The organism is Aliiroseovarius crassostreae (assembly GCF_049803815.1).
Taxonomy (GTDB): Bacteria; Pseudomonadota; Alphaproteobacteria; order Rhodobacterales; family Rhodobacteraceae; genus Aliiroseovarius; species Aliiroseovarius crassostreae_A.
The window spans coordinates 98,089-122,172 of sequence record NZ_JBNAGI010000009.1; the positions used below are offsets into that span (position 1 = coordinate 98,089).

The 24,084-nt window shown below is 61.7% G+C and carries 19 protein-coding genes; 8 read left to right on the plus strand and 11 right to left on the minus strand.

What is annotated here, in order from left to right:
* The first annotated feature begins 10 nt into the window (after positions 1 to 10).
* The 4 genes from cbiM to ACP15V_RS17135 are packed head-to-tail and all read left to right on the plus strand — an operon-like array spanning position 11 to position 2,664.
* Positions 11 to 625 (plus strand): cobalt transporter CbiM, encoded by a 615-nt coding sequence (gene cbiM, locus ACP15V_RS17120; protein WP_424944928.1) that lies wholly within the window; start codon positions 11 to 13, stop codon positions 623 to 625.
* A complete protein-coding gene (locus ACP15V_RS17125; protein ID WP_424944929.1) occupies positions 625 to 1,239 on the plus strand; it encodes a cobalt ABC transporter permease in 615 nt (204 codons plus the stop codon). Before cbiM ends, ACP15V_RS17125 begins: the two co-directional genes overlap by 1 nt.
* Positions 1,236 to 2,021, plus strand: coding sequence for a cobalt ECF transporter T component CbiQ (gene cbiQ / locus ACP15V_RS17130; RefSeq protein ID WP_424944930.1), 786 nt, complete (start codon positions 1,236 to 1,238; stop codon positions 2,019 to 2,021). Before ACP15V_RS17125 ends, cbiQ begins: the two co-directional genes overlap by 4 nt.
* Entirely contained in the window at positions 2,008 to 2,664 is a 657-nt protein-coding gene (locus tag ACP15V_RS17135; RefSeq protein ID WP_424944931.1) for an energy-coupling factor ABC transporter ATP-binding protein, read from the plus strand. The genes cbiQ and ACP15V_RS17135 overlap by 14 nt, the downstream gene beginning before the upstream one ends.
* A gap of 54 nt (positions 2,665 to 2,718) precedes the next feature.
* Here ACP15V_RS17135 and dddP read toward each other — a convergent pair whose 3' ends face one another.
* A complete protein-coding gene (dddP, locus tag ACP15V_RS17140) occupies positions 2,719 to 4,071 on the minus strand; it encodes a dimethylsulfonioproprionate lyase DddP (RefSeq protein WP_424944932.1) in 1,353 nt (450 codons plus the stop codon).
* A 355-nt stretch (positions 4,072 to 4,426) separates the two neighbouring features.
* On the opposite strand from dddP, the gene ACP15V_RS17145 reads away from it, so the two are divergent.
* Positions 4,427 to 5,623, plus strand: a complete 1,197-nt coding sequence (locus ACP15V_RS17145; RefSeq protein WP_424944933.1) for a glycine C-acetyltransferase — start codon at positions 4,427 to 4,429, stop codon at positions 5,621 to 5,623.
* An 8-nt stretch (positions 5,624 to 5,631) separates the two neighbouring features.
* The gene (gene tdh / locus ACP15V_RS17150) at positions 5,632 to 6,657 is read left to right on the plus strand and encodes an L-threonine 3-dehydrogenase (RefSeq protein WP_424944949.1); all 1,026 of its coding nucleotides are present in this window, start codon (positions 5,632 to 5,634) and stop codon (positions 6,655 to 6,657) included.
* A 14-nt stretch (positions 6,658 to 6,671) separates the two neighbouring features.
* Here the strand turns inward: tdh and ACP15V_RS17155 are convergent, their stop codons facing one another.
* A complete protein-coding gene (locus ACP15V_RS17155; RefSeq protein WP_424944934.1) occupies positions 6,672 to 7,577 on the minus strand; it encodes a LysR substrate-binding domain-containing protein in 906 nt (301 codons plus the stop codon).
* Between the two features lie 120 nt (positions 7,578 to 7,697).
* Here ACP15V_RS17155 and katG point away from each other — a divergent pair, with 120 nt between their 5' ends.
* On the plus strand, positions 7,698 to 9,905 hold the full coding sequence (gene katG, locus ACP15V_RS17160) for a catalase/peroxidase HPI (protein ID WP_424944935.1): 2,208 nt from the start codon (positions 7,698 to 7,700) through the stop codon (positions 9,903 to 9,905).
* A gap of 80 nt (positions 9,906 to 9,985) precedes the next feature.
* On the opposite strand, the gene ACP15V_RS17165 is transcribed toward katG, so the two are convergent.
* From ACP15V_RS17165 to hpaE, 6 genes are all read right to left on the minus strand, one after another.
* Positions 9,986 to 12,226 carry a putative bifunctional diguanylate cyclase/phosphodiesterase gene (locus ACP15V_RS17165; RefSeq protein WP_424944936.1) on the minus strand — a complete coding sequence of 747 codons (2,241 nt, stop codon included), beginning with the start codon at positions 12,224 to 12,226 and terminating at the stop codon, positions 9,986 to 9,988.
* Positions 12,227 to 12,416: 190 nt separating this feature from the next.
* Positions 12,417 to 13,202, minus strand: coding sequence for an aldolase/citrate lyase family protein (locus ACP15V_RS17170; RefSeq protein ID WP_424944937.1), 786 nt, complete (start codon positions 13,200 to 13,202; stop codon positions 12,417 to 12,419).
* 7 nt (positions 13,203 to 13,209) lie between these two features.
* Positions 13,210 to 14,010: a 2-oxo-hept-4-ene-1,7-dioate hydratase gene (gene hpaH, locus ACP15V_RS17175; RefSeq protein ID WP_424944938.1), complete on the minus strand. Its 801-nt coding sequence runs from the start codon at positions 14,008 to 14,010 to the stop codon at positions 13,210 to 13,212.
* A complete protein-coding gene (locus tag ACP15V_RS17180) occupies positions 14,007 to 14,861 on the minus strand; it encodes a fumarylacetoacetate hydrolase family protein (protein ID WP_424944939.1) in 855 nt (284 codons plus the stop codon). The genes hpaH and ACP15V_RS17180 overlap by 4 nt, the downstream gene beginning before the upstream one ends.
* A 79-nt stretch (positions 14,862 to 14,940) precedes the next feature.
* Positions 14,941 to 15,783 (minus strand): 3,4-dihydroxyphenylacetate 2,3-dioxygenase, encoded by an 843-nt coding sequence (gene hpaD, locus ACP15V_RS17185; protein WP_424944940.1) that lies wholly within the window; start codon positions 15,781 to 15,783, stop codon positions 14,941 to 14,943.
* Positions 15,784 to 15,867: 84 nt separating this feature from the next.
* Complete coding sequence (hpaE, locus tag ACP15V_RS17190; protein ID WP_424944941.1) at positions 15,868 to 17,376, minus strand: 5-carboxymethyl-2-hydroxymuconate semialdehyde dehydrogenase; 1,509 nt, start codon at positions 17,374 to 17,376, stop codon at positions 15,868 to 15,870.
* A gap of 125 nt (positions 17,377 to 17,501) precedes the next feature.
* Here hpaE and hpaR point away from each other — a divergent pair, with 125 nt between their 5' ends.
* On the plus strand, positions 17,502 to 17,951 hold the full coding sequence (gene hpaR / locus ACP15V_RS17195; protein ID WP_424944942.1) for a homoprotocatechuate degradation operon regulator HpaR: 450 nt from the start codon (positions 17,502 to 17,504) through the stop codon (positions 17,949 to 17,951).
* Positions 17,952 to 17,959: 8 nt separating this feature from the next.
* Here the strand turns inward: hpaR and ACP15V_RS17200 are convergent, their stop codons facing one another.
* The 3 genes from ACP15V_RS17200 to ACP15V_RS17210 all read right to left on the minus strand — a co-directional run.
* On the minus strand, positions 17,960 to 21,757 hold the full coding sequence (locus tag ACP15V_RS17200) for a translocation/assembly module TamB domain-containing protein (protein WP_424944943.1): 3,798 nt from the start codon (positions 21,755 to 21,757) through the stop codon (positions 17,960 to 17,962).
* Positions 21,754 to 23,547 carry an autotransporter assembly complex protein TamA gene (locus tag ACP15V_RS17205; RefSeq protein WP_424944944.1) on the minus strand — a complete coding sequence of 598 codons (1,794 nt, stop codon included), beginning with the start codon at positions 23,545 to 23,547 and terminating at the stop codon, positions 21,754 to 21,756. Before ACP15V_RS17205 ends, ACP15V_RS17200 begins: the two co-directional genes overlap by 4 nt.
* A 126-nt stretch (positions 23,548 to 23,673) precedes the next feature.
* On the minus strand, positions 23,674 to 24,084 hold a 411-nt coding region (locus ACP15V_RS17210), incomplete at its 5' end, for a bifunctional hydroxymethylpyrimidine kinase/phosphomethylpyrimidine kinase (RefSeq protein WP_424944945.1).

Below are 24,084 nucleotides of genomic sequence, written 5' to 3' on the forward strand. Positions count from 1 at the left end.
GAGACACCCCATGCATATTGTTGATGGTGCCCTGTCCAACCCCGTTGTCATTGGCGGCGCGGTCATGGCCGTGGGCGGCATCGCCATGGGGCTCAAAAACCTGCCGCTGGAACGCATTCCGGCGGCGGGGGTCCTGTCGGCGAGCTTTTTTGTCGCCTCGCTGATCCATGTGCCGATCGGGCCAAGTTCTGTCCACCTGATCCTGAACGGGTTGGCCGGGCTGGTGCTGGGCTGGGCGGCCTTTCCGGCGCTCTTCGTCGGGCTTTTGCTGCAGGCGGTGTTCTTCGGCTTTGGCGGGCTTACCGTCTTGGGCGTTAACGCAGTGAACATCGCGCTGCCCGCCGTGTTGGTGGGCATCGCGTTCCGACCGCTTGTCGCACGCGGCACGCCGATGCAGGGCGCGATCTGGGGCGGGATTGGCGGCGGGATTGCCATTGCCGCCACGACCATCGCCGTGGCGGTGTCCCTCATGCTGTCGGGGGACGAGTTCACCGCGGCGGCCAAACTGGTCTTCTTCTCGCATATCCCGGTGATGGTGATCGAGGCGCTGTTGTCCGGGGCCGCCGTATTCCTGGCGCTGCGCGTGAAACCCGAACTGTTCCAGCCTGCAAAAGGGGGTCTGTGATGATCCGCACCTGTCTATTGATCCTGACCCTGCTGGCCCCGCTGCCCGCGCTGGCCCATAATGTGATCGCGTCGGTGTTCCCCTCCGGCACGGATATCGAAGGGGAAATCGGCTTTTCCAATGGTCAGATGGCCGTGGGTTTGCTGATCGAGGTCTTTGACGAGGCGGGCAATAAGCTGGGGGAAACCACCACCGACACTGACGGGTTTTTCCTCTATACGCCGACCCAACCCGTGACCCATATCTTTCGCGGTGATCTGGGCGCGGGCCATGTGGCCGAGGTGATCATGGACGGGCAAGAGGTGGCCGAGCTGATGGGAGAGGCCACCAATGCCAGCGCCGCTGCGGGAGCCGCCGGGGCGTCGGTTCTGGGCGGTGCGCCGGAGAATATGATGGCCCTGCCCGCCGGGATCACCGACCAGACCCGCGCGGAACTGGCCACGATGATCCGCAATGAATTGCGCCCGCTGCGCCAAGAAATTTCCGCCTATAAAAACAAGAACGATCTGCAGACCATCCTGGGCGGGATCGGCTATATCGTTGGGCTGTTTGGCCTGTTTTTCTACCTCGCGGCCCGACGCAAACTGGCCCAGATCCCGGGGGCAGACAGATGACCTATGTCCTGACCGACGACAAACCCATCTCTGGCTTTCGCGGCCTGCGCGGCGCGGTGTCGGTGCTGGATCCACGGATGCGGATTGTGATGACGGTGATCTTTGCGGTGGTGGTTGTGGCGCTGGAGAACCTCTGGGTGCTGACCGGGGCGCTTGGCCTGTCGATGTGGCTTTTGTCGATCTCGGGCCTGCCGTTTCAAAAAACCTTGCAGCGCATGGCGATGATGGACAGTTTCATCATTTTCACGCTGATCCTGCTGCCCTTCACCATGCCCGGCACGCCGATCTTCACGATCTGGGGATTTGATGCCACCTGGGAAGGCCTGTGGCGCGCGACCGAGATTGCGCTGACCGCCAATGCCGTAATTCTGGCCGTCATGACGCTGGTCGGATCCATGGAACCGGTCACCATGGGGCACGCGCTGTTTGCGTTGAAAACCCCCGAACGGCTGGTGCATCTGATGATGTTCACCATCCGCTATATCGAGGTCCTGCGTGAGGAATATCAACGGCTGCGCACCTCGATGAAACTGCGCGGCTTTCGCCCCGGCACCAATTGGCACACCTATCGCAGCTATGGCTATCTGGTGGGCATGATGCTGGTGCGCGCGATCGAGCGGTCGGAACGCATTCTGGCGGCGATGAAATGCCGGGGTTTTTCCGGGCGCATCATGTTGCTTGAGGATTTCCGCCTGACCCGCAATGACATCCTGTTTGCCGTGGCGCTTTGCGCCGCCCTGATTGCCCTGATCGGGGCCGAGGTCATCTATGCCACTTATTGAGCTCGACAATATCCAGTTCGCCTATCCGGGGCTGGATCCGGTGCTGACCGGCGCGTCGATGCGGCTGAGGCCGGGGGACCGCCTGTCGCTGGTCGGGTCAAACGGGGCGGGAAAATCCACGCTTTTGAAAATCATCATGGGGCTTTTGGTGCCCACGGGCGGCACCATCACCGCCTTTGGCAAGACCCTTTCCGAAGAGGCCGATTTTCACGAGATCCGCCGCCGGGTGGGTTTGGTATTTCAGGACGCCGATGATCAGCTTTTTTGCCCCACCGTGGCCGAAGATGTGGCGTTCGGGCCGCTGAACCTGGGGAAATCAAAATCTGAAGCGCTGGCGATTGTCGATGGCGTGCTGTCGCGCCTTGGCCTGATGCATCTGCGCGACCGGGTCACCCACAAACTGTCAGGCGGCGAGAAACGTCTGGTCACACTGGCGACCGTTCTGGCGATGGACCCAGAGGTCTTGATTTTGGACGAGCCAACCAATGCGCTTGACCCCAGCAACCACGCCCGGCTGGTCGAGATCCTGAACGGGTTGGATCAGGCGATCATCCTGGTCAGCCACGACCCCGATTTTCGCGCCGAAATTGCCCCCGAAGGTTACCGCCTTGAGGGTGGGAAACTGACCCGACTGCCCCTGTAAATCGGCAAAAAACTGTAAATCGGCACACCACCTTTTCGCGATTTGGGTCTGTGATCACCCCTCGCCCAACAGGCGCGGATCATAGGGATACTGGCTCAGCAGCTCGTGACCGGTTTCGGTGATCAATACCTGATCTTCCAGCTTGATCGAGAAATCGCCCCCTACGGCGCCGACCAATGCTTCGACACACAGCACCATGCCCGGTTCCAGCACGTAATCAAACGCACCCTCCACCATCTGATCGGGATAGGCCACCAGCGGCCATTCATCGCACAGCCCGACACCATGCATCATGCAGCCATATTTTTGCGCCTGAAACTGGTCATCCAGCCTGTGACAGCCGCGCGAGACCTCTTGGATGTTCACACCGGGTTTCAACAGCTCGGTATTTGCGCGGATGTGCTCTAACCCGTGTTGCATCGCATAGATCATATCCGCCGGGGGTTTTTCATCACCAATCCACCAGCTGCGGGAAATATCGGTGCAGATGCCATAGGCCCCGACAAGATCCGTGTCGAAGCTGATGATTTCATTGTTTTGCACAATGCGCGGGCCGCATTCCTGAAACCACGGGTTGGTGCGCGGCCCGGATGTGAGCAGCCGGGTTTCGATCCACTCCCCACCGCGCCTGATGTTTTCGGCGTGCAACACCGCCCAGATGTCATCTTCTGACACCTCGCCGCCCGGCACTTCGGCGCGGGCAAATCTTTCCATCTCGCCCACGGCCAATTCGCAGGCAAAGATTGACGCGCGCATCGCCTTGATCTCATCCACCCCTTTGATCGCGCGGCATTTTTCGGTGAGCTCTTCACCCGGGAACACCTCGAACCCCTGGGCCTCAAGCGCGCGCAGCCCGTGCAGCATGACCTTGTCCACGGCAAGGCGCTTGTTGCCCCCGCCATGTTCATCAACCAGCACCCGCACCTCGTTGGAAAACACATCCGCCGCCACGTCGATCTTGTCACCACGGTCGAAATAGAACAGGTCCGCCCCGGCCCGCTGTTCGCGCACCAGCGGGTTGAAGGTCGACAGGAAGGGCGACTGTTTATAGTCCCACAGCACCATATACCCATCGGCGCAAATCAGCAGCGCGCGGAACGGGTTATGGGTGTTCCACAGCTGCATATTGGTGCTGTCGGTGGCGTAGCGGATATTGAGCGGATCAAAGACCAAAAGCGCGCCATAGTCGCGGTCCTGAATATGCTGGATCAACCGTTTCCAGCGAAATTTCCGCATCGCCTGCAGATCGGGCAGCGCGATCCCCGCCGCTTCCCATTCCCGAAAGGCCAGCTGCGTCGGGCCGATTTCGATCCGGTCATTGTCATTGGGTGTGTTGTCCCCCAGCGTGCTGCCCTTGCTGGGGTCAATCTTGCGAATGTCGCGAAAACGGAACGCATCGTTTTGCATCTGACTCTCCCTGACGATGTGAACAGGCTGACACGCACGGGCGCTGGAGACTGTTCTCACTGCGACATGTTTGCCCGGATGCGACGACGAAATATGCCCGATGCGCCAGCGTTGGAAGCTAGAGAATATATTCGGCCGCAGCTCATATCCCGCCCCCGGGGGGGCCGCCCCGACAGATCCACAGATCGCCAGCGCTGGATCATCGTATCACAGCAATGAATTGAACCTCTTTCAGTCTGTTGTGTTAGGGTCCCCAGATAACAACGCCGGATCGACCCGTCTGCGGATCCCGTGGCCCGTTGCACAGGGCCGCCCCGCCGGGCCGATTGACCTGACCGACAGATCGGAGAATCACATGACCAAGGCTTTCATCACCCACCTGACCGCCGAACTTGGTGGTTTGCGCGAGGCGGGGCTTTATAAATCCGAACGGGTGATCACGACCAAACAAAGTGGCACGGTGGGGCTTAGCTCGGGGCGCGAGGTGATCAACCTCTGTGCCAACAATTACCTGGGCCTCAGTGACAATGACGCGCTGATCGAAGCGGGCCGGGCGGCGTTGTCGCGCTATGGGTATGGCATGTCGTCGGTGCGGTTCATCTGTGGCACGCAGGAAGAGCACAAGGAACTGGAGGCGCGGATTTCGCGTTTTCTGGGGATGGAGGACACGATCCTCTATTCGTCGTGTTTTGACGCCAATACCGGCCTGTTTGAAACGCTGCTGGGGCCGGAAGACGCGATCATTTCCGACGCGTTGAACCATGCGTCGATCATTGACGGGGTGCGGCTTTGTAAGGCGAAACGCTTCCGCTACGCCAATTCCGACATGGCGGATCTGGAACGGTGTCTGCAAGAGGCCAATGCGGCGGGGGCGCGGTTCAAGATGATCGCCACCGATGGTGTCTTTTCGATGGATGGCTATATCGCCAAATTGTCCGAGATCTGCGATCTGGCGGAAAAATACGACGCGATGGTGATGGTGGATGACAGCCACGCGGTGGGCTTCATGGGCGACACCGGGCGCGGCACGCCGGAACATTGCGGCGTGATGGACCGGGTCGACATCATCACCGGCACGCTGGGCAAGGCGCTTGGCGGCGCGTCGGGGGGGTACACGTCCGGCAAGGCCGAGGTGGTCGATTGGCTGCGCCAACGCTCGCGCCCCTATCTGTTTTCCAACACGCTGGCCCCGGTGATCGCGCAAACCTCAATCGCGGTGCTGGATATGCTGGAAGCCTCGACCGACCGGCGCGAGGTGCTGATGGACCATGCCGCACATTTCCGCACCCGCATGTCTGAGGCCGGGTTTGATCTGTTGCCGGGGGAACATCCGATCATTCCGGTGATGCTGCGCGACCCGAAGCTGGCGCAGGACATGGCCGCGCGTCTGGATGAAAAAGGCGTCTATGTCGCCGCGTTTTCCTTCCCCGTGGTGCCCAAAGGCCAGGACCGGATCCGCACGCAAATGTCCGCCGCCCTGACCCGCGCCGAGTTGGACCGCGCGATTGACGCTTTCATCGAAGTGGGCCGCGATATGGGGATCATCCAATGAGCAACGAAATGAAAGCCCTGGTAAAGGCCCATCCCCGCGAAGGGCTGTGGATGGAACATGTGCCGGTGCCGGAACCGGGCGACAACGAAGTGCTGATCAAGGTTAAGAAATCCGCGATCTGCGGCACCGATGTGCATATCTGGAAATGGGATGAATGGTCCGCCAAAACCGTGCCCGTACCGATGGTGGTCGGGCATGAGTTTTGCGGCGAGATCGTGGACACCGGCAAATCCGCGGTGAAATTCAAGATCGGCCAGCGCGTGTCGGGCGAAGGCCATGTGACCTGCGGCATCTGTCGCAACTGCCGCGCAGGGCGCGGGCATCTGTGCCGCAACACGCTGGGCGTTGGCGTGAACCGCCCCGGATCTTTTGCCGAATATGTCTGCATCCCCGAGGCCAATGTGGTGCCGATCCCCGATGATATCCCCGACGAGATCGCCGCGATTTTCGACCCGCTGGGCAATGCCGTTCACACCGCCCTGTCATTTGACCTGGTGGGCGAAGACGTGCTGGTCACCGGCGCGGGCCCGATCGGCATCATGGGCGCGCTGGTCGCGCAAAAGGTCGGCGCACGCAAGGTGGTGATCACCGACATTGCCCCCTATCGTCTCGATCTTGCCCGCAAAATGGGTGTGCAGCACGTGGTCGACGTTGAAAAAGAGGTCCTGCGCGACGTGATGGACGAGATCGGCATGACCGAAGGGTTCGACGTGGGTCTGGAAATGTCCGGCGCCGCCCCCGCCATGCGCCAGATGCTTGCGCGGATGAACAATGGCGGCAAGATCGCGCTTCTGGGCATCGCCCCCACCGCCTTTGCCGTTGATTGGAACGAGATCATTTTCAAGATGCTCCATGTGAAGGGCATCTATGGGCGCGAGATGTTTGAAACCTGGTACAAGATGATTGCGCTGGTGCAATCGGGGCTGGATCTGACAGATCTGATCACCCACCGCATCGGGATCGACGAATTTGAGGCCGGGTTTGCGGCGATGCTGTCGGGCGAGGCCGGGAAAGTGGTGATGAGCTGGGAGTGACGCTTGAAAACGCTTCAGGCGCAGGCTTTCACGATGTCGGCGATCTCTTGAAACTGCGGGCCAAGCGGGCTGGATTTGCGCCAGATCATCCCGATGGTGCGGGTCGGTTGCGGGTCTTGAAACCGCGCGATCGATACCGGGGCCGATCCGGTTTCCACGGGGACGGCCATTTCCGGGATCAGGGTCACACCGATCCCGGCCCCGACCATCTGCACCAATGTGGCCAGCGAACTGCCATCCAGCATCTCGCGCAGCTCTGACTGCGGGCGGGCATGCGGGTTGGCGGGCAGGTTGCAGAACGACAGCGCCTGATCGCGGAAACAATGGCCTTCTTCCAGCAGCAAAAGCCGCATCTCGCGCAGGCGATCCCGGTCTGGCACCGGATTTTCTGCGTCCTGTTCCGGGCGCACCAGCACGAAACTTTCATCAAACAACGCCAGTTCCGCAAAGGCGGGGTTGGAAATTGGCAGCGCCAGGATCGCCATGTCAATCCGCCCCTCTTCCAGCTCCTTGATCAGAACCGAGGTCTGTGTTTCGCGCACATGCAGCTCGGCCTCGGGGAATTGCGCGGACAGACCGGGGATGATCCGCGGCAGAAGATAGGGCGCGATGGTGGGGATGACGCCGATGCGCAACTGGCCGATCAGGCGTGATTGGGTGGTACGGGCGAGCTGCTCCAGATCATCCACCGCGCGCAGAATATCGCGGGCGCGGCGCAAAAACTCCTGCCCGAACCGGGTCAGGCGCAGATGGCGGGGGCCACGTTCGAACAGGGGCGCGGCCAGCATTTCCTCCAGTTCCTTGATCTGCACCGAAAGCGCGGGCTGTGACACGGCGCAGGCCTCGGCCGCGCGGCCAAAATGCCCGGTGCGGGCCAGCGCATCGAAATAGCGCAGTTTTCTCAGGGTAATGTCAATCATAATCTAAGATTATCACGATGATATAAAAATGCAATTTCCCTTTATCATTCCTCCCCCATAGGCTGAGTTTACACCGACGAGGCCCTCGTCGGATTTCACGTGCAAATGATGGAGAGACAGATGGACGGAAATGCAGTTGGCAAATGCCCCGTGGCCCATGGCGCAACCGGCATGGGGATGCGGTCAAACAGCGATTGGTGGCCCAACCAGCTGAACCTGCGCATCCTGCACCAGCACGGGGCAGACAGCGACCCGATGGGGGGGGATTTTGACTATGCCGAGGCGTTCAAATCACTGGATCTGACCGCGGTGAAACAGGATCTTTATGACCTGATGACCGACAGCCAGGATTGGTGGCCCGCGGATTACGGCCATTACGGCGGGCTTTTTATCCGCATGGCCTGGCATTCGGCGGGCACCTATCGCACGGCTGATGGGCGCGGTGGGGCCTCGACCGGCAACCAACGATTTGCCCCGCTGAACTCCTGGCCGGACAATGGCAATCTGGACAAGGCGCGCCGCCTGTTGTGGCCGATCAAGAAGAAATACGGCAATGCGCTGTCCTGGGCGGATCTGATGATCCTTGCGGGCAATTGCGCAATTGAGAGCATGGGTGGCAAGACCTTTGGATTTGCGGGCGGTCGGGCCGATATCTGGGCGCCGGAGGAAGACATCTATTGGGGGGCTGAAACCGAGTGGCTGGCCCCGACGGAAAACGAAAACAGCCGCTATTCCGGGGACCGAAATCTGGAAAATCCGCTGGCGGCAGTGCAGATGGGGCTGATCTATGTGAACCCGGAAGGGCCGGATGGAACCCCTGATATCCTCGCCTCTGGCCGTGATATCCGCGACACATTTGCGCGCATGGCCATGGATGACGAGGAAACCGTGGCGCTGGTGGCCGGGGGGCATACCTTTGGCAAAGCCCATGGCGCGGGCGACCCGGCGCTGGTGGGCGCCGAACCCGAGGCCGCGGGGATCGAGGAACTGGGGTTTGGCTGGACCAACACGCATGGCACCGGCAGCGGTGATGACACCACCACCTCGGGCATCGAAGGGGCGTGGACCGCGAACCCGACCCAATGGGACAATGGCTATTTCGATCTGCTGTTTGGGTATGACTGGAACCTGACCAAATCGCCGTCTGGCGCATGGATCTGGGAACCGGTTGGTGTGACAGAAGAGGACATGGCCCCGCAGGCGCATGACCCGTCGAAGAAGGTCAAGACCATGATGACCACCGCCGACATGGCGATGCGGATGGATCCGATTTATGGCCCGATTTCCAAACGCTTCCACGAAAACCCGGATCAGTTTGCCGAGACCTTTGCCCGGGCCTGGTTCAAGCTGACCCATCGCGATATGGGGCCGAAATCGCGGTATCTGGGGCCGGAGGTGCCCAGCGAGGACCTGATTTGGCAAGACCCGGTTCCAGAGGTGGATCACCCGCTGGTCGATGCCACGGATATTGCCACGCTGAAGGCGGATATCGCCGCAAGTGACCTGTCAGTGCGCGATCTGGTCAGCACGGCCTGGGCCTCTGCCTCGACCTATCGGGGGTCGGACATGCGCGGCGGCGCGAACGGGGCGCGCATCCGTCTTGCCCCGCAAAAGGACTGGGATGTGAACGAACCGCTGGAGCTGGCCCGTGTCCTGGGCGAGCTGGAGTGCATCCGCGCGGGGTTCAACGCCAAGGCCCAAGGCGGCACGCAAATCTCGCTGGCCGACCTGATTGTGCTGGCGGGTGGGGTTGGTGTCGAACAGGCGGCCAAGGCGGCCGGTCATGACATCGAGGTGCCCTTTACCCCCGGCCGCACCGATGCCAGCGAGGCGCAGACAGATGCGGACAGTTTTGCCGTGCTGGAGCCGGTGTCAGACGGGTTCCGCAACTATCAAAAGACCCTGTTCACCGTCAGCGCAGAAGAGCTGCTCTTGGATCGTGCGCAGCTATTGACCCTATCCGCGCCGGAAATGACCGTGCTTGTCGGCGGGCTTCGGGTGCTGGGCGCCAATCATGGCGGCACGTCGCATGGTGTGTTGACCGACCGGCCGGGGCAACTGACCAATGACTTCTTCACCAACCTGCTCGACATGTCGACCAAGTGGGTTGCAACCGACGAGGACGCCACCCTGTTTGAAGGCCGTGACCGTGCCAGCGGGTCAGTGAAATGGACCGGCACGCGGGTTGATCTGGTCTTCGGGTCAAATTCGCAACTGCGCGCCCTGTCCGAAGTGTATGGACAAGATGACGCCGGCGACAAATTTGTGGCGGATTTTGTTGCCGCATGGGTCAAGGTGATGGAGGCGGATCGGTTTGATCTGACCTGAGTCACACTGGCAAAATCAAGATCCGGGGCCGCCACGTGCGGCCCCTTTTGGAGGGGGAACGCCCTGTTGGCCACACGGCCTTAACCAATCGCGCGGATCGGCAATACATCAGACCTGTCTTGCTGCGCAGATTTTTGCAAAAACACCCGCAAATCCACCTCGCTCATCGGTTTCGCCAGATAGAACCCTTGCAAGATCGTACAGCCCACGTCACGCGCGGTGATCAATTGTTCCTGCGTTTCAACCCCTTCCGCACAGACCTCGATATTCAAAGCATGACCAATTTCAGCAATGGTGGCCAACAAGCGGCGGTTTTTGCGTTGCCGCGGTGCGGCCTGCACCAGGCTGCGGTCGATCTTGAAGCAATGTGGCACCAGTTGCAGAAGACCGGAGACCGAGGAATGGCCGGTTCCGAAATCATCCAGTTCAATGCGAAATCCGCGCGATTTCAGGGCAGAGATATTGCGCAGCACCTGTGGATTGCGATCATCAACAAAGATGCTTTCCAAAAGCTCCAGCGCCACCCGTTTGGCGGGCAGGCGCAGCTTGTCGACCTGATTGATCAGGCGGGGATCATTCAGCCGTCGGAACGAAACATTGACCGAGATCTGTGGTGGGGCAATGCCCGCCTCATCCCATTGGGCCAAGTCCCTGGCGGCCTGTTTGAGGATACAATGATCCACATCGTTTTCCACTTTCAACGCATGGGCCAGAGGCATGAACTCGCGCGGCAGCAACACGCCTTTTTGCGGGTGGTCCCACCTTGCCAGCGCTTCGACCCCAACAATCTCGACACCGTCATTGGAAAACTGCGGCTGGTAATACGGTACAATCTGCCCGGATTGCAGCGCATCGATCAGCTCGTCCGCGCTGTGTTGCGGCCCGTCTGTTCCGGGCCGAAACCGGGTCGAAAACTGGAACCGGTTGCGCCCGGCCTGTTTGGCGTCATACATGGCCCGATCTGCCTGGGCCAGAACCTCTTCGGCGCTCAGCCCGTCTTTGGGGCGATAGCGATGGATCCCCGCGGTGACCCCCACATGACATTTGCGCCCGGCCGGCAGGAAGGGTTTTTTGAGGCTGTCAATCAGCCGCTGCGCCGTTTCCTGCAACCTTTGCCCGTCATGGGTGCTGGCAGTCTCCGGCCCGGAAGAGGGCAGACAGATCACCACAAATTCATCCCCGCCGCTGCGCGCCAAAAAGGTGTCCGGCCCCGCCGCCGTTTGCAGGCGTTCCGCGACCTGCACCAACAACAGGTCCCCCACCGCATGACCCTGCAGGTCATTCACCGATTTAAATCCGTCAAGGTCCAGCTGGATCACGCCGGGAAACGCTTTCCCCATCAAACGCGACAATTTGCGGTCCAGAAAGCGGCGGTTGGGCAGGCCTGTCAAATGGTCATGCAGCGCCAGGGCTTCCAACTCGCGCCGGGCCGTTTCCAGCTGATCTTCGCGCCGTTCAAGCCGTTGAATGGTCAGCTGGCGTTGGACCGACATGTGGTTGGCCATCGCGGCAAGACCCACAACGGCAAGCGCGCTGAGCACCAGAAACAACCGAAACTCGATCTGCTGGAGCGTGCTGCCCCAGCCATTTTTCGGAAGCGCAAACAATTCCCAGGACCCATTGGGCACCACAACAGAGGCCGCTTCGGGGTTGCCCGCCAAAATGGAAGCGGATCCCAAAAACGGAATGCCGGTATTGTTGATGCCAACATTCCCGACCAGGGCCAGATCCAAGGTGTCTGCGGCGGCGGTCAGGCCGGCATTTTGATACAGCGTTGGCAGGTCGATCACCACCGACAGGATCCCCCAGAAGGTCCGGGCGTCTTCCTGCGTTGTGAAAACGGGAAAGCGCCCGATAATCCCCTGCCCACCCTGCACAAGGTCCACCGGGCCGGTCAGGATGAATTCTCCGGTGTCGCGCACATGAAACGCGGCTTCGCGTTGCTGTTCCAGGCGGGCGTAATCCAGCCCAAGCGTCGCCTCGTTTCCGTCCATGGGGTGGACCAGAGTGACCACCAGATCGTTTGCCGCCGCGATATTGCGAATGCCGCTCATGGATCCCAGAACCCGATCCGCAAGCCAGCTGAACCGGCGTTGGCTCATATCCGGTTCCGTGGCCAGCGTGGCGACCAGACCGCGGGTCATCTGCAACGGGGCATTGATGCTGCCTTCCAGCTGCGCGCCAAGGGTTTCGACCTGTCGGCGCACCCGATCGCGTTCTTCCTGAAGTTCAATCCGCCGGTGTTGGTAATCGGCATAGATGCAGACCAACAGCGTGGCGAGAAACACGTAGAGGGTTGGCCCAAAGCGGGCCCATGGCACATCTGGCCAATGTCTCCATCTGTTGAGCAGAGCTAACATGCAATCACGTCGCCGCATGGCGATCCTAGGAACAACCGGTATGGATCTTTTGATCGCGCGCAAAGGTTAACAGCGCGTTAAGATCACGGTGAATACAACCTTAACGATTATTTCCTTGCACAAAAAGCCTGATCAGGTCCGTCGGCGGTCTCTAGCCGCTTGTGTCATCACATAAATCTTTTGCAGCCCGCGCCGAGGCCCGGATCGCCTTTGCAAAACAGGTCACATCAATGTCGGTGGCCAGAAAGGTCACGCCCAGATCCAGGCATTTGCGCTGCATCCCCGGATCCAGCGTCAGGATCCCCGCCGCCTTGCCCGCCGCCACAATGCGCGTCAGGGCGTCGGTGACGGCGGTTTCAACCTCTGGGTGGCCTGCATTGCCAATATGACCCAGATCGGCGGCCAGATCGGCGGGGCCGATAAAGACCCCATCCACATCCGTGGTCAGAATGTCATCCAGCGCCTCCAATCCGGCGCGGTTTTCCACCTGCACCAACAGGCAGATCTGGTCATCCGCTGTGGTCAGATAATCGGGAATGGCGGAAAAGCGCGACGCGCGTGCCAGCGCCGATCCGACCCCGCGCACGCCCTGCGGCGGGTAGGTCACCGCGCGCACCAACGCGCGCGCCTGATCGCCGCTTTCCACCATCGGCACCAAGATCGACTGCACCCCCGCGTCCAGATATTGCTTGATCATCCAGGTTTCGCCAATCGGCAGACGGGCCACCGGCGTGCTGCTGGAGCCTTCGATCACGCGGATCTGGTCGAGGATCGACCGCAGGTCATTTGGCGCGTGCTCGCCATCGACCAGCAACCAGTCAAACCCGGCGGTGGCCGCGATCTCGGCCGCATAGGCATCAGCCAGGCCAATCCAACAGCCCAGCTGCGGGCGCCCCTCTTTCAGGGCCTGTTTGAACGTGTTTGTCGGTGCGGGCATGGCGTCCTCATTCAAAGCTGATATCGACCGACCCGAAGGGGCCAAAGTCGGCATGGATCTTGCTGCCCGGGGGGCATTCGACCGGGCGGATGAAGCTACCAGACAGGATTATGTGACCGGGTTCAATGGCCCCGCCATATTGCGCCATGCGACGCGCCAGCCAGACCACGCTTTCAACCGGATCGTTTAGCACGCCTGCCCCCAGCCCGGTTTCCTCGATCTCGCCATTTCGGAAGGTCAGCGCGCCAACCCAACGCAGGTCAAACGCGTCGATCGCGTGGCGTTCACCCCCCAGCACAACCCCGGCGTTCGCGGCATTGTCGCTGATCGTGTCAAACACGGTGCGGGTCTGGCCGGTGTCCGGATCCATGCGTTTTATCCGGGTATCGAGAATCTCGATCGACGGTGTGACATAATCGGTGGCCGCGATCACATCGTCACGGGTGACATTTTCCCCACCCAACGCGGCCTTCATGACAAAGGCAATTTCCGCCTCGATCCGGGGTTGGATGAACCGCCCTGCGGGCACGGTGGTGCCGCTTTGAAACAGCATGTCGTCAAACAGGATGCCGCTGTCGGGGATGTCGATGTTCAGCGCGTATTGCATCGCTTTTGAGGTCAGGCCGATCTTCCAGCCAATGACCTTACGCCCCTGATCCAGCTTCGCGCGGTGGATCGCATTCTGCACGGCATAGGCATCCTCCATCCCCATCTCGGGGTGACGCCGGGTGATGAGCCCGATCTGGGAGCGGGTCTGCTCCGCCGTCAACAGGTCAGCAGCGGCGCGGGCGTGATCCTCGGGGGTCATGGCTGTTCGTCCTCAACCCCGTTGCGCAGCGTGCCGATGCCCTCGACACTGACCTCAACCACATCGCCCGGTACCAGGTATTTCGGCGGATCAAACCGCGCGCCTGCCCCGGTGGGGGTGCCGGTGACAATCACATCGCCCGGCTGCAGCGTCATGAAGGTGGAGATATAGGCGATTTCCTCGCGGATCGGGAACATCATCCGATCCAGAGTATCGTCCTGCCGCAACTCGCCATTCACGCGGGTCTGGAGGCGGGCCTTGTCCAACTGATCCGGGTCGGTGAAGGGCACAAGCCACGGGCCCATTGCCCCGGACCGATCCCAGTTCTTGCCTTGGGTGACGTTAAATTTCGCATGGCGCACCCAGTCGCGAATGGTGCCTTCGTTACAGAGTGTCAGCGCGGCGATGTGATCATAGGCGTCCTCGGCCCGGATCCTGCGCCCGGCACGGCCGATCACAATCGCCACCTCGCCCTCGTAATCCAGCGTGTGGTTTTCCGGCGGGCGGATCAGCGGCTGGTCATGGCCGGTGAACCCGCTGGCAAAGCGCGGGAACAGCGACATGTATTTCGGCTGGGCACTGCCGTCTTTGTATTCCGCGTTGCGGTCGGGGAAGTTCACACCCACACACAGGATACGGCGCGCATCCGGCAGCACCATGTCATAGGTGACATCGGTGTGGGTCACGGTGCGCCCGTCGGCGGCTTTGGCCAGATTGTCAAACCGCCCGGCTGCAATCACCTCGTACAGCGAGGTATGGTCGGGAAAAGCGTCATCTAGCGCGATGGCGCCCGCGTCGGACACCGCGCCGAAATGGCGCTGCCCTCCGGATAGAAACGTTGCAAATCGCATTCAGGACCCCCTGTGTGACCGGGTGCCGTTTCCGAGCACGGAAACGGGCCGGAATTTTCGAAAATTCCGGTGCCGCGTGTCAGACCGAAAAGCTGATATTGGCCTGGCCGGTGCCAGAGCTGCCGAAGTACGGTGTGTAGATGTCGATCTCGCCCGCGTAATCTTTCCACCCCAGCGCGCCGAACAAAAGCGCCGTGTCGTTCATTGCGCATTCGCCGGTGCATTTGACCGCGTAATCCGGCAACAGGTCGAGGAACTCGCCCCATTTTCCCTGCTTCCACAGATCCAGCACGCGCAGATCCATCTGCCGGTTAAATTCGCCATTCACCGCGTTCAGCCCGTCGACCGAGCGTTCATTCGGGGTGAAATCATGGCTGAGAGAGCCTGACGCGAGGATTGACACCTTGCGATCCGACCGGCGGATCCCTTCGGCAATCGCGGCCCCCCAACGGCGGTTTTCTTCGATCGAGGAGAATTGATTGACGGCGACGGGCAGGACGCGGGCGTTCACGCCTTCGTTGATGAAATGCATCGGCAGCAACGTGCCATATTCCATGCCCAGGTCGGGTTGCGCATGGCCAATCGCGCGTTCGCCCCGCTCTTTCAACACTGACAGGATCGCGTCGGCCAGATCGGGATCACCGGGATAATCGAACTCCATATCCGCGAGCATATGCGGCAGTTCGTGGCTGATGAACCGGCCCTTGTGGTGCGGTTTGGCGTTCAGGTGAAAGCCTTGATTGGTGATCCAATGGGTGTCGAAAATGACGAAGGTCTCGACCCCCCGGTCAATCGCATCCTGTCGCAGGCGGGCATAGCCATCGACCGCGGGTTGGCGGATGCCTTTGTATTTCGGCATGGTTTCCGACATCCAGATGCTGGGCACGTGGGTGATTTTTGCGGCTTGGACAATCTGCCCCATGACGGACCCTTTCAGTTGATCGGTCGAAGCGAGGGGTCCCCCCTCGCGCTCCCCGAGGTATTTATGGCAAGAAAATGAGGCCGGTCAGGTGCCGAGCCGCATGATCTTGTGTTGACCGGTGGCAAAACCGATGTGCTTTTGCTCCATGTAGAACTCAAACGACCAGTCGCCGCCGTCGCGCCCGATGCCGGATGCCTTGACCCCGCCAAAGGGCGTGGGCAGGTGGCGCACGTTTTCGCTGTTCACCCAGATCATGCCCGCTTCCAGCCGGTCGGTAAAGCGCAACGCGCGGGTCAGGTCGTTGGTCCAGAGATACCCGGTCAGTCCATAATCGGTGTCATTGGCCATCGCCAGCGCCTCGTCTTCGGTGGTGAAGGGGATCGAGGTGAGGACGGGGCCAAAGATTTCTTCGCGCGCGATGCGCATGTCATTGGTGGCGTTGGTGAACAGGGTCGGGCGCACGAAATAGCCCTGATCGCCCAGTGTCACGCCGCCCGCGGCGACGGTGGCCCCGTCTTCTTTCGCGATGTCGAAATAGGAGGTGACTTTATTATAGTGTTCTTCTGTCACCAGCGGGCCGATTTCGGTGGCGGGGTCCAGCGGGTGGCCCACTTTGATCTTGTTCACGCGTTCGATCAGCCTGGCCTCAAATTCCTCGCGGATCGTGTCCTGAATGAACAGGCGCGAGGAGGAGGTGCAGCGTTCGCCATTGATCGAATAGATCATGAAGATCACCGCATCCAGTGCCCGGTCCAGATCGGCGTCGTCAAAGACAATCACCGGGTTCTTGCCGCCAAGCTCCAGGTGGTTGCGTTTCAGCGTATCCGCCCCCTGTTTGGTGATCAGGCTGCCCGTGCGGCTTTCACCGACAAAGGCAATCGCCTTGATTTTCTTGTGTTCACAGAGCGCCTTGCCCGCATCTTCGCCAAAGCCGTTTACCGTGTTCAACACGCCGGGTGGCAGGCCCGCCTCTTCGGCGATTTCGACCAGAAGCCGCGCGGTCAGCGGGCTGGCCTCGGCCGGTTTGTGCACCACGGTACAGCCCGCCGCCAGCGCGGGTGCGATTTTCCAGGTCGACAGCATGAAGGGCGTGTTCCACGGCGTGATCACCCCCACCGGGCCGATGGGGACGCGGGTGGTGACATTCATCAAGGTGGGGGATTTCAGATGCTGGCCGTCGCGCGCCTGCACCACCTGATCGGCGAAATAGCGAAAGTTTTCCGCCCCGCGCAGCGCCGCCTTGGACATGAAGCGCAGGGTCTGGCCAGTGTCCCAGCATTCGCACAGCGCAATCTCTTCGGCGCGCGCCTCAATAGCGTCGGCCACGTTGATCAGGATCTTCCGGCGCTCAGCCGCGGGCATGTCGCGCCAAGGGCCAAATGCATCATGGGCGGCGTTGGCGGCCGCATCAATATCCGCCGCTGTGCCATGGGCCACGTCACAGATCAGACTTTTGTCGACCGGCGAGTGGGTTTGGAAGACACCCCCTGCCCCGGGCCGATCCTGCCCGGCGATCCGGTTCTGGATCCCGGTTTCCTGAAACCGGTCAAGCAGGCGGGCGAGTTTATCAAGGTTGGCGTTCAGCACGCTCATGTCATGTCTCCGGTCGCGGACCCCGCACATCAGGGGGTGTGGCATTATCAATTAACGTGTTAATTATTATGACCCCGCCAAGTCAAGCTCTTTTCTTAACATGTAAAACATTCTATGACAGAAGGATGGACCAAAAGAGCGAAACGCCACCCCCCGCCCCCCTGCCCTCTACCCGGCACTCGCTGCCCATCGCGCTGATCCGCGCACGGGAATCCGTCATGGCACCGATCCGGCTGATGCTGGCGGATACGGGCCTGACCGAACAGCAATGGCGGGTGTTGCGGGTGTTGATGGAAAGCGGGCCAATTGATGCGTCACAACTGGCGAATCGCGCGGGGCTTTTGGCCCCCAGCCTGACCCGTATCATCCAGGCGATGAGCAAACAGGGGTACATCTCGCGCGGGCCAGACCCTGCAGACCGCCGTCGTCAGGTGATCGCGATCCTGCCCGCGGGTCAGCGCATCATCGAAGCCAACCAGGCTGAGGCCGCTGCAATTGCCCAGAGCTTCCGCGATCGGTTGGGGGACGCGGATTATGATCGGCTCTTGACCCTCTTGGACCAGTTGATCGAATAGGCCACGCGTCAGTAATCGCGTTCGAAAAAGATCCCCAGCTTGCTCTCGCCATCCGAGGTCACGCTGCCGCGTGCGGTAAAAGACGGGCTGAGATTGAGATTCAGGTTCACCTCGCTGGTGCCATCCGATCCCACGGTCACATCCGTATAGATGTTTTCCGAAATGTACTTGCCCACACGCAGATTGGCCACGCCATCCGCATCTGTGCTGACATCCAGATCATCCAACCCGAAAGATCCCCGCAATTTGCCAATGATGCCTTCCCCCCCCTTGCCCGCAAGGGTGCGCACCGCCGCCGCCATGCGCAGCGCCTGAAGCGGCGAGATTTCGGTGATGTTTCGCCCAAAGAGCAGAAGCGCCAGCACCTCGTCCTGCGGGCGGTCAGGCGACGAGGCGAAGGTGACGGTTGGGCTGGAGGCCGGGCCTTCAACAGTGATGCTGATGTCGGCCTCGTCGGTCTTGGCCTCGGCGATAAAGAGCAGTATCGGGTCAAAGCCGCCCCGCAGGCTGACCCGCCCGGTGGTGAGGTCAAGCCGCTTGCCCAGAATGTCCAACCGCCCACGGATCAGGTTAAACTGCCCCTGCGGGATGACATTTGCACTGGTCCCGGACAGGCGCAGCTCTCCGCCCAGTTCGGCATCCAGCCCACGCCCGCGCACAAAGACCCGCGACGGGGCCGACAGGCGGATATCCAACGGATAGGCGCGCGCCGGGGCCGGCGGTGGGCCATCGGAAATCAATCCGGCAGCCTTGCGCGTTGCGCGCACCGCAGCGGGTTCATTGACATGCACCAGCCCTTCCATCACCGGCAGGCTGCTGGGGGTGGCTTCGGGCACGCGGATTTCTGTGGCACCCAGCTCCAGATCGGCCCGAATGCTGGCCCCTCCGGCCAGGGGACCCGACAGGCGGGCCTCTCCGTCCAGCGTGGTGTCATAGATATTGCCATCCGACAGGTGCACCGCATTGGCACGCACTGCGAGATCGGCATTAAAAGGAGACGATAACGAAACCGGGCCCGATGCGGTGATGGTGCCGCCTGAGGTGACCAGCGCGGTTACATCCACCTGTGCCTGCCCCCCCGCAAGCGCCACATTGGCGCGCGGCAGGTTCATCGCGATCTGATAGGTGGGCAGCACCAGCTGACCCGAGGAAACAGCGATATTCCCACTGAGCGACGACAGGGCCAAGGGGCCGGACAGGCGCAGGTCAATCCCGGCCAGACCGGACAAAAGCCGGGGCCGGATCATTGGGTTCAAAAGCGCCAGATGCGCCGATCCGGTAATGTCCAGATCGCCGCGCGACCCGTCAGAGGCCAATTGCCCATCCACCCGAAGACGCGTGTCGTTGGGGCCTTCCCCGCGGAGGTTCACATCCCAGCTTTCCCCGGCCAGAACCGCACGTCCTTCGGCGCGCAAGGGGCCAGAGACCTCTCCGGCCAGCAACGCCAGATCGCGCAGCTGCCCCTTGAAATCCAGCACATTGCGCCCGTCTTCCAGGCTGCCCGAGGCCTCAAGCGTCACTTCGGCGGTGTTCAGGTTCAAAGCGTCCAGCATCACCGGCGCATCCGCGTCGCGGTGGGCGGTCAGGGTCAGGGTGCTGGCGCCGCGCGTCAACGGATCCAGCATCGGCTGACCAATCGACAGGTCCTGCCCGTTCCCGGACAGCGACAGGTTAAAGGACCCGTCCCGCAGATCCCCATCACCCTCTGCCGCAAGCGTCATGGACCCCGACAGCGCCTGACCGGTCAGGCCACGATAGGGCACAAGCGAGGCGATCTTGGCGCGCAACGCGCCTTTGGCCACCCCGGGGCCGTCCTCGCCAATCGTGACACGTGCATCGCCCGAAATCTCTGCGCCGCCGGGGCCGGTGCCTTTGGTGTCGAGCATCCACAGCTGGCCCTTTTGCTGCACGGTTCCGGTCAGCTTCAGCGCGCCGGTCAGGCCGGGTTCCACGGCAGAGGTGTCTTTCAGATCCAGGTCAAACTGGCCTGTGGTCGCATCCGTCTTCAAATCCGCCGACAGCACAATTTCCGCCAGATCGGTGCGGATGGTGAGGGGCGCAATACGGGTGCCGTTTTCATCGCGGATGGCCAGCAGGTCGAGCGAGCCGACCCCGGCCAAAATCGGATCAATCCGGGGCTGGTTGATCGCAAGGGCGCGCGTCTCGCCCGACAGGCGCAGGTCAAACGCGCCGCCCAAAAGGTTGGCCGAGCCACGCAGGGTCAGGGCGGCTTCGCCGCGCAGGGGAAGCCCCACCAGATCGTCAAACCGCGACAGATCAGAGGCGGTAAGCGCCAAACCCTCGCTCAGGTCCAGCACCCCGCCGGTCTTGAGGTCGGCCAAGGTGGCCGCGCCGGTCAGCTCGTAATCGCTGCCTGTCAAAGACAGGTCTGAAAAGCGGATGGGGGCGTCTTCCTGCCAGTCAAATCCCATGCGACCGGACAGCCGCGGGCCGATGGCCTTGGCAAGCGCCGGATCGCTTGGGGCAATCCCTTGCAAGGCAAGGGTCAACGCCCCGGTGACCGCCCCAATGGCCGCGCCATCGCCGCGTCGCAACGCGCCGCCTGCAGACACCTGGGCAATGTTCAGCGTCAGATCCGGGCGGGTCAGATCTGCGATCACCAGCCGCGCGGTCCAGTCTTCGCCATCCGCACTGTCATAAGACAGGTCCAGATCCGCGCCCTTGATGCGCGTCCGGGGGCCCGACATCGGCAACAGCACCGGCGCCCCATCGTCATGGGCAATGCGCCCGGTCAGGGCAAAGCGTTCCGGCCAGCCGTCTGGCGACAGGGCAAGCGACCCCGCCAGCACAAGCGCCTCGGTCTTCAGATCCATCTGATCAAGCTGCAGCGCCCCGTCTGGCGCGCGCGAACCGCTTGCGGTCAGGTTGATATTGTCCCCGAAAAATTCGCGGAACTCCGGCACAAACACCGGGGCAATGTCGCCCGACAGATTGACGCGAAACGCCTGATCGGTGGCGGGGGCATTGGGGTCATCCGACGGGGCCTGCCCGGTCAGCTCTATCTGGCCGGAAAGCCGATCCTGCCCATCGGTCGCAAGTGCCAGATCCGCGGTGAAATCATGCAACGGCCCCTCGCCCTGAACCGACAGGGCCAGCGAAGGGCGACCCGGCAGGTTCAACAGGTTTGCGGCAATCCCGTCCTCTTCTTCTTCCAGCTGCAGGTCGACAACCGTTTGGGTGGTGGTGTTGCTATAGAGCCCTTCGAGCGAGAATTTCCCATCCTTGCCATCGGTGCGTTCAAGCAGGAACGTGGCCCGCCCCTCGCCCCCGCTCAGATGCGCTTCGCCCTTCAGGCGCAGCACGGCCCCCTGCCCCAGCAGGTCCTCGCCCAACACGATGCGCGGCGACGAGATCCCGACCACATCCACGGAAATCGGCAGCTCTGGCAGGGAAAACCCGCTGGCTTCAGGTGCGGGCAATCCGCCCACGGGGATCGGACGGCGGGTCAGCAGGATCTCTTCGGCGGACAGTTCGGATATATCCAGCACGCCGGACAAAAGAGCGGATCGGTTCCAGCCCAGCCCGACATCGTTCAGGGTCAGCCAGATGCCTTCATCATCGGCAATGGTAATCTGGTCGATCGTGGCGCGCGAGGACAAGGCACCGGAAAAGCCGATGATGCGAATATCACGGCCCACATCCGACAGGTTGTCTTCAAGAAAGGCCTGAATATAACCGCGATCATCTAGGTCTTCGCGATCCGATTGCGCGGCGGTGCCCTGCGGCCAGAGCGCAAGCAGCGTGGCCGCAACAAGCGCTTGAACGATATGCGAAAACCGGATCAAAACGCCTGTCCTATGCCAAGATAAACCTGCACCCCATCTCCGGTGTCGCCCGTGACCGGCAGACCCACATCCAGACGCAGCGGACCAATCGGCGTCTGATAGCGCAGGCCAAGCCCGGCGCCACTGTGCCAGGTGTCCTCGCGGTCAAAAAATCCGGTTTCCCCGATATGCCCCATATCGAAAAACCCAACCACGCCGATCGTATCGGTGATTTCGGCCCGCAGCTCTGCCGACACGGCCAGATAGGCCTGCCCGCCGGTCAGATCCGCGCCCTGCGCAATGCCCAGCGATTTGTACGGTTGTCCCCGCACAGAATTGCCGCCGCCAGAATAAAACAGAAAATCCGGTGGGATGTCAGAGCCATTGGCCGCCAAAACCGTCCCCACCTGGGCACGTCCTGCCAGCACAAACCGATCCCCGAAGGCCCGATACGCACGGCCATCCAGATAGGCGCTGGCCCCCGCCCCGCCCGTGTCCAGCGACACAAACGGTGTGGCCTCGGCGCGCAGGTAAAACCCACTGGCCGGGTTCAGTTCGTCATCGCGCCGATCCCATGTCAGCGCCCCGGGCAGTGTCATCAGGAAAAACCGGCGCTCGCCCTGGAAATCGGTGGTTTCGGAATAGCTCAGACCAACGCCAATTTCCCCCTCCAGACTGTCCGAAAAGATCCGGGTCACCCCGCCGCCCAGTTCCGCCTTGCGCGAAATGAACCCCGGCTCATCTTCATAAGACAGTTTGGCCAGCAGAAAGCCGCCCGTGTCCGGGCCAAAGGTGGCGGGTTGGTCCAGACGGGCGCTCAGCCGGAAATCCTCGCCACTGGGGCTGCCGATCCCGGCCACCTCGCCGTCCACGCGGAACCGTTCTGCCCCGCCCAGGAAATTGCGGTGCAGCCAGAACCCGGTCAGGGTCACGCCTTCGATCGAGGAAAGCTCTGCCCCGGCCCCAAACCGGCGCGGGGTTTCATCGACCAGGGCCAGGCCAATATCCATCACGTTGCCATCGCGCAATGTTTCACCTTCGCTCAGCGCCACCGAAGCAAAGGCCCCGGTGCGACGCAGCCGGGTGGCGACCTTGCGCAGGGTTTCGGGCGAAAACACCTCGCCTTCAGGCAGGCCCGCAATGCGTTGAATGCGCGCGGCGCGCACGCCGCTTTCAGAGGTCTGGATCAGCTTGCCAAAGCGCACTTTCGGGCCGGGGTTCAGCGCCAGGGACACAGCCAGCGTGCGATCCGCATGATTGGCGGTCAAACGTTGCGCGGTCAGCGCCACCTTGGCATATCCCGCATCGCGCCACCCATCCGCCGCCCCGTCCAGCGCCTGCTGAACCAGCGTGCTTTGCGCCACCTCGCCGCGTTTGAACCCGTCAGGCAACGCGCCCTGCGGCGCCATCGGTGTCACATCGGCCCGCGAAAAGCGAAAGACCGGGCCGGGAGATACGGAAATCGATATCCTGTCAATCCGGCTGGGGGGCGAAAAAGGAGGAATGGCCACCGCTTCGCGCCCATCCACTTTGATCTTCACCACGCCACCATAATGGCCCTGCGCATAGAGCGCTTCGGTCATGCGACCATAATCGGCAAGGGCCGCGGCCAGCACCTCGCGTACAGTGGCATCACCGGCATTGTCGCGTTCCAACACGCTCATCGACAGCGACGCCGCTTCCAACGCCTCCTGAAGGGTCCCGTCATCCCCGGCCACGAAAACAGACACCTCTTCCAACGCAAAAGCAGGCGTTGCAGGTGCCAAAGCCAGACACAGGCCCAATAGGGGCCCGGCGAATATAGCGCTCAATTGAAAACGCGCGCGGATCACAGCAAATTCCCGGTTCCAAAGCAGCTCTTTCTGGCAATCTAGCGGGTTCGCGGCAAGGCCACCACCTGAATTGCACCTTCGGCAAAGAATTGCTTTTCCGCCGGGTCAGAAGGCGGGGGTCACATCTTGGGCAATCCATTGATGAATCAGCGTTTTCGCCGCATCGCAGGCAGAAAGCAGCACATCCCCCACCGCCAATCGGCAAGCAATTGCCGTGGCCAGCGCACAGCCGGTGCCGCGCCGCCCATGGGGCAGGCGCGGGGCGATGAGCGGGGTGGCATTTTGATCCGTCACCATCCAATCGGTGACCAGATCCCCGGTGCCATGCCCGCCTTTCATCAACACGGCCCGCGCCCCGCTTTGCGCCAGCAGCGCGCGGGCCTGTGCCTCGATCTCTTGCGGGGTCACCGCCTCGGGCAATCCGGTCAGCACAGCGGCCTCGGGCAGGTTGGGCGTCAGCAGATCGGCCCCGGAAAACAGCGCGGGCAGATGACTCCCTTCCGACAGTCGCCCCCC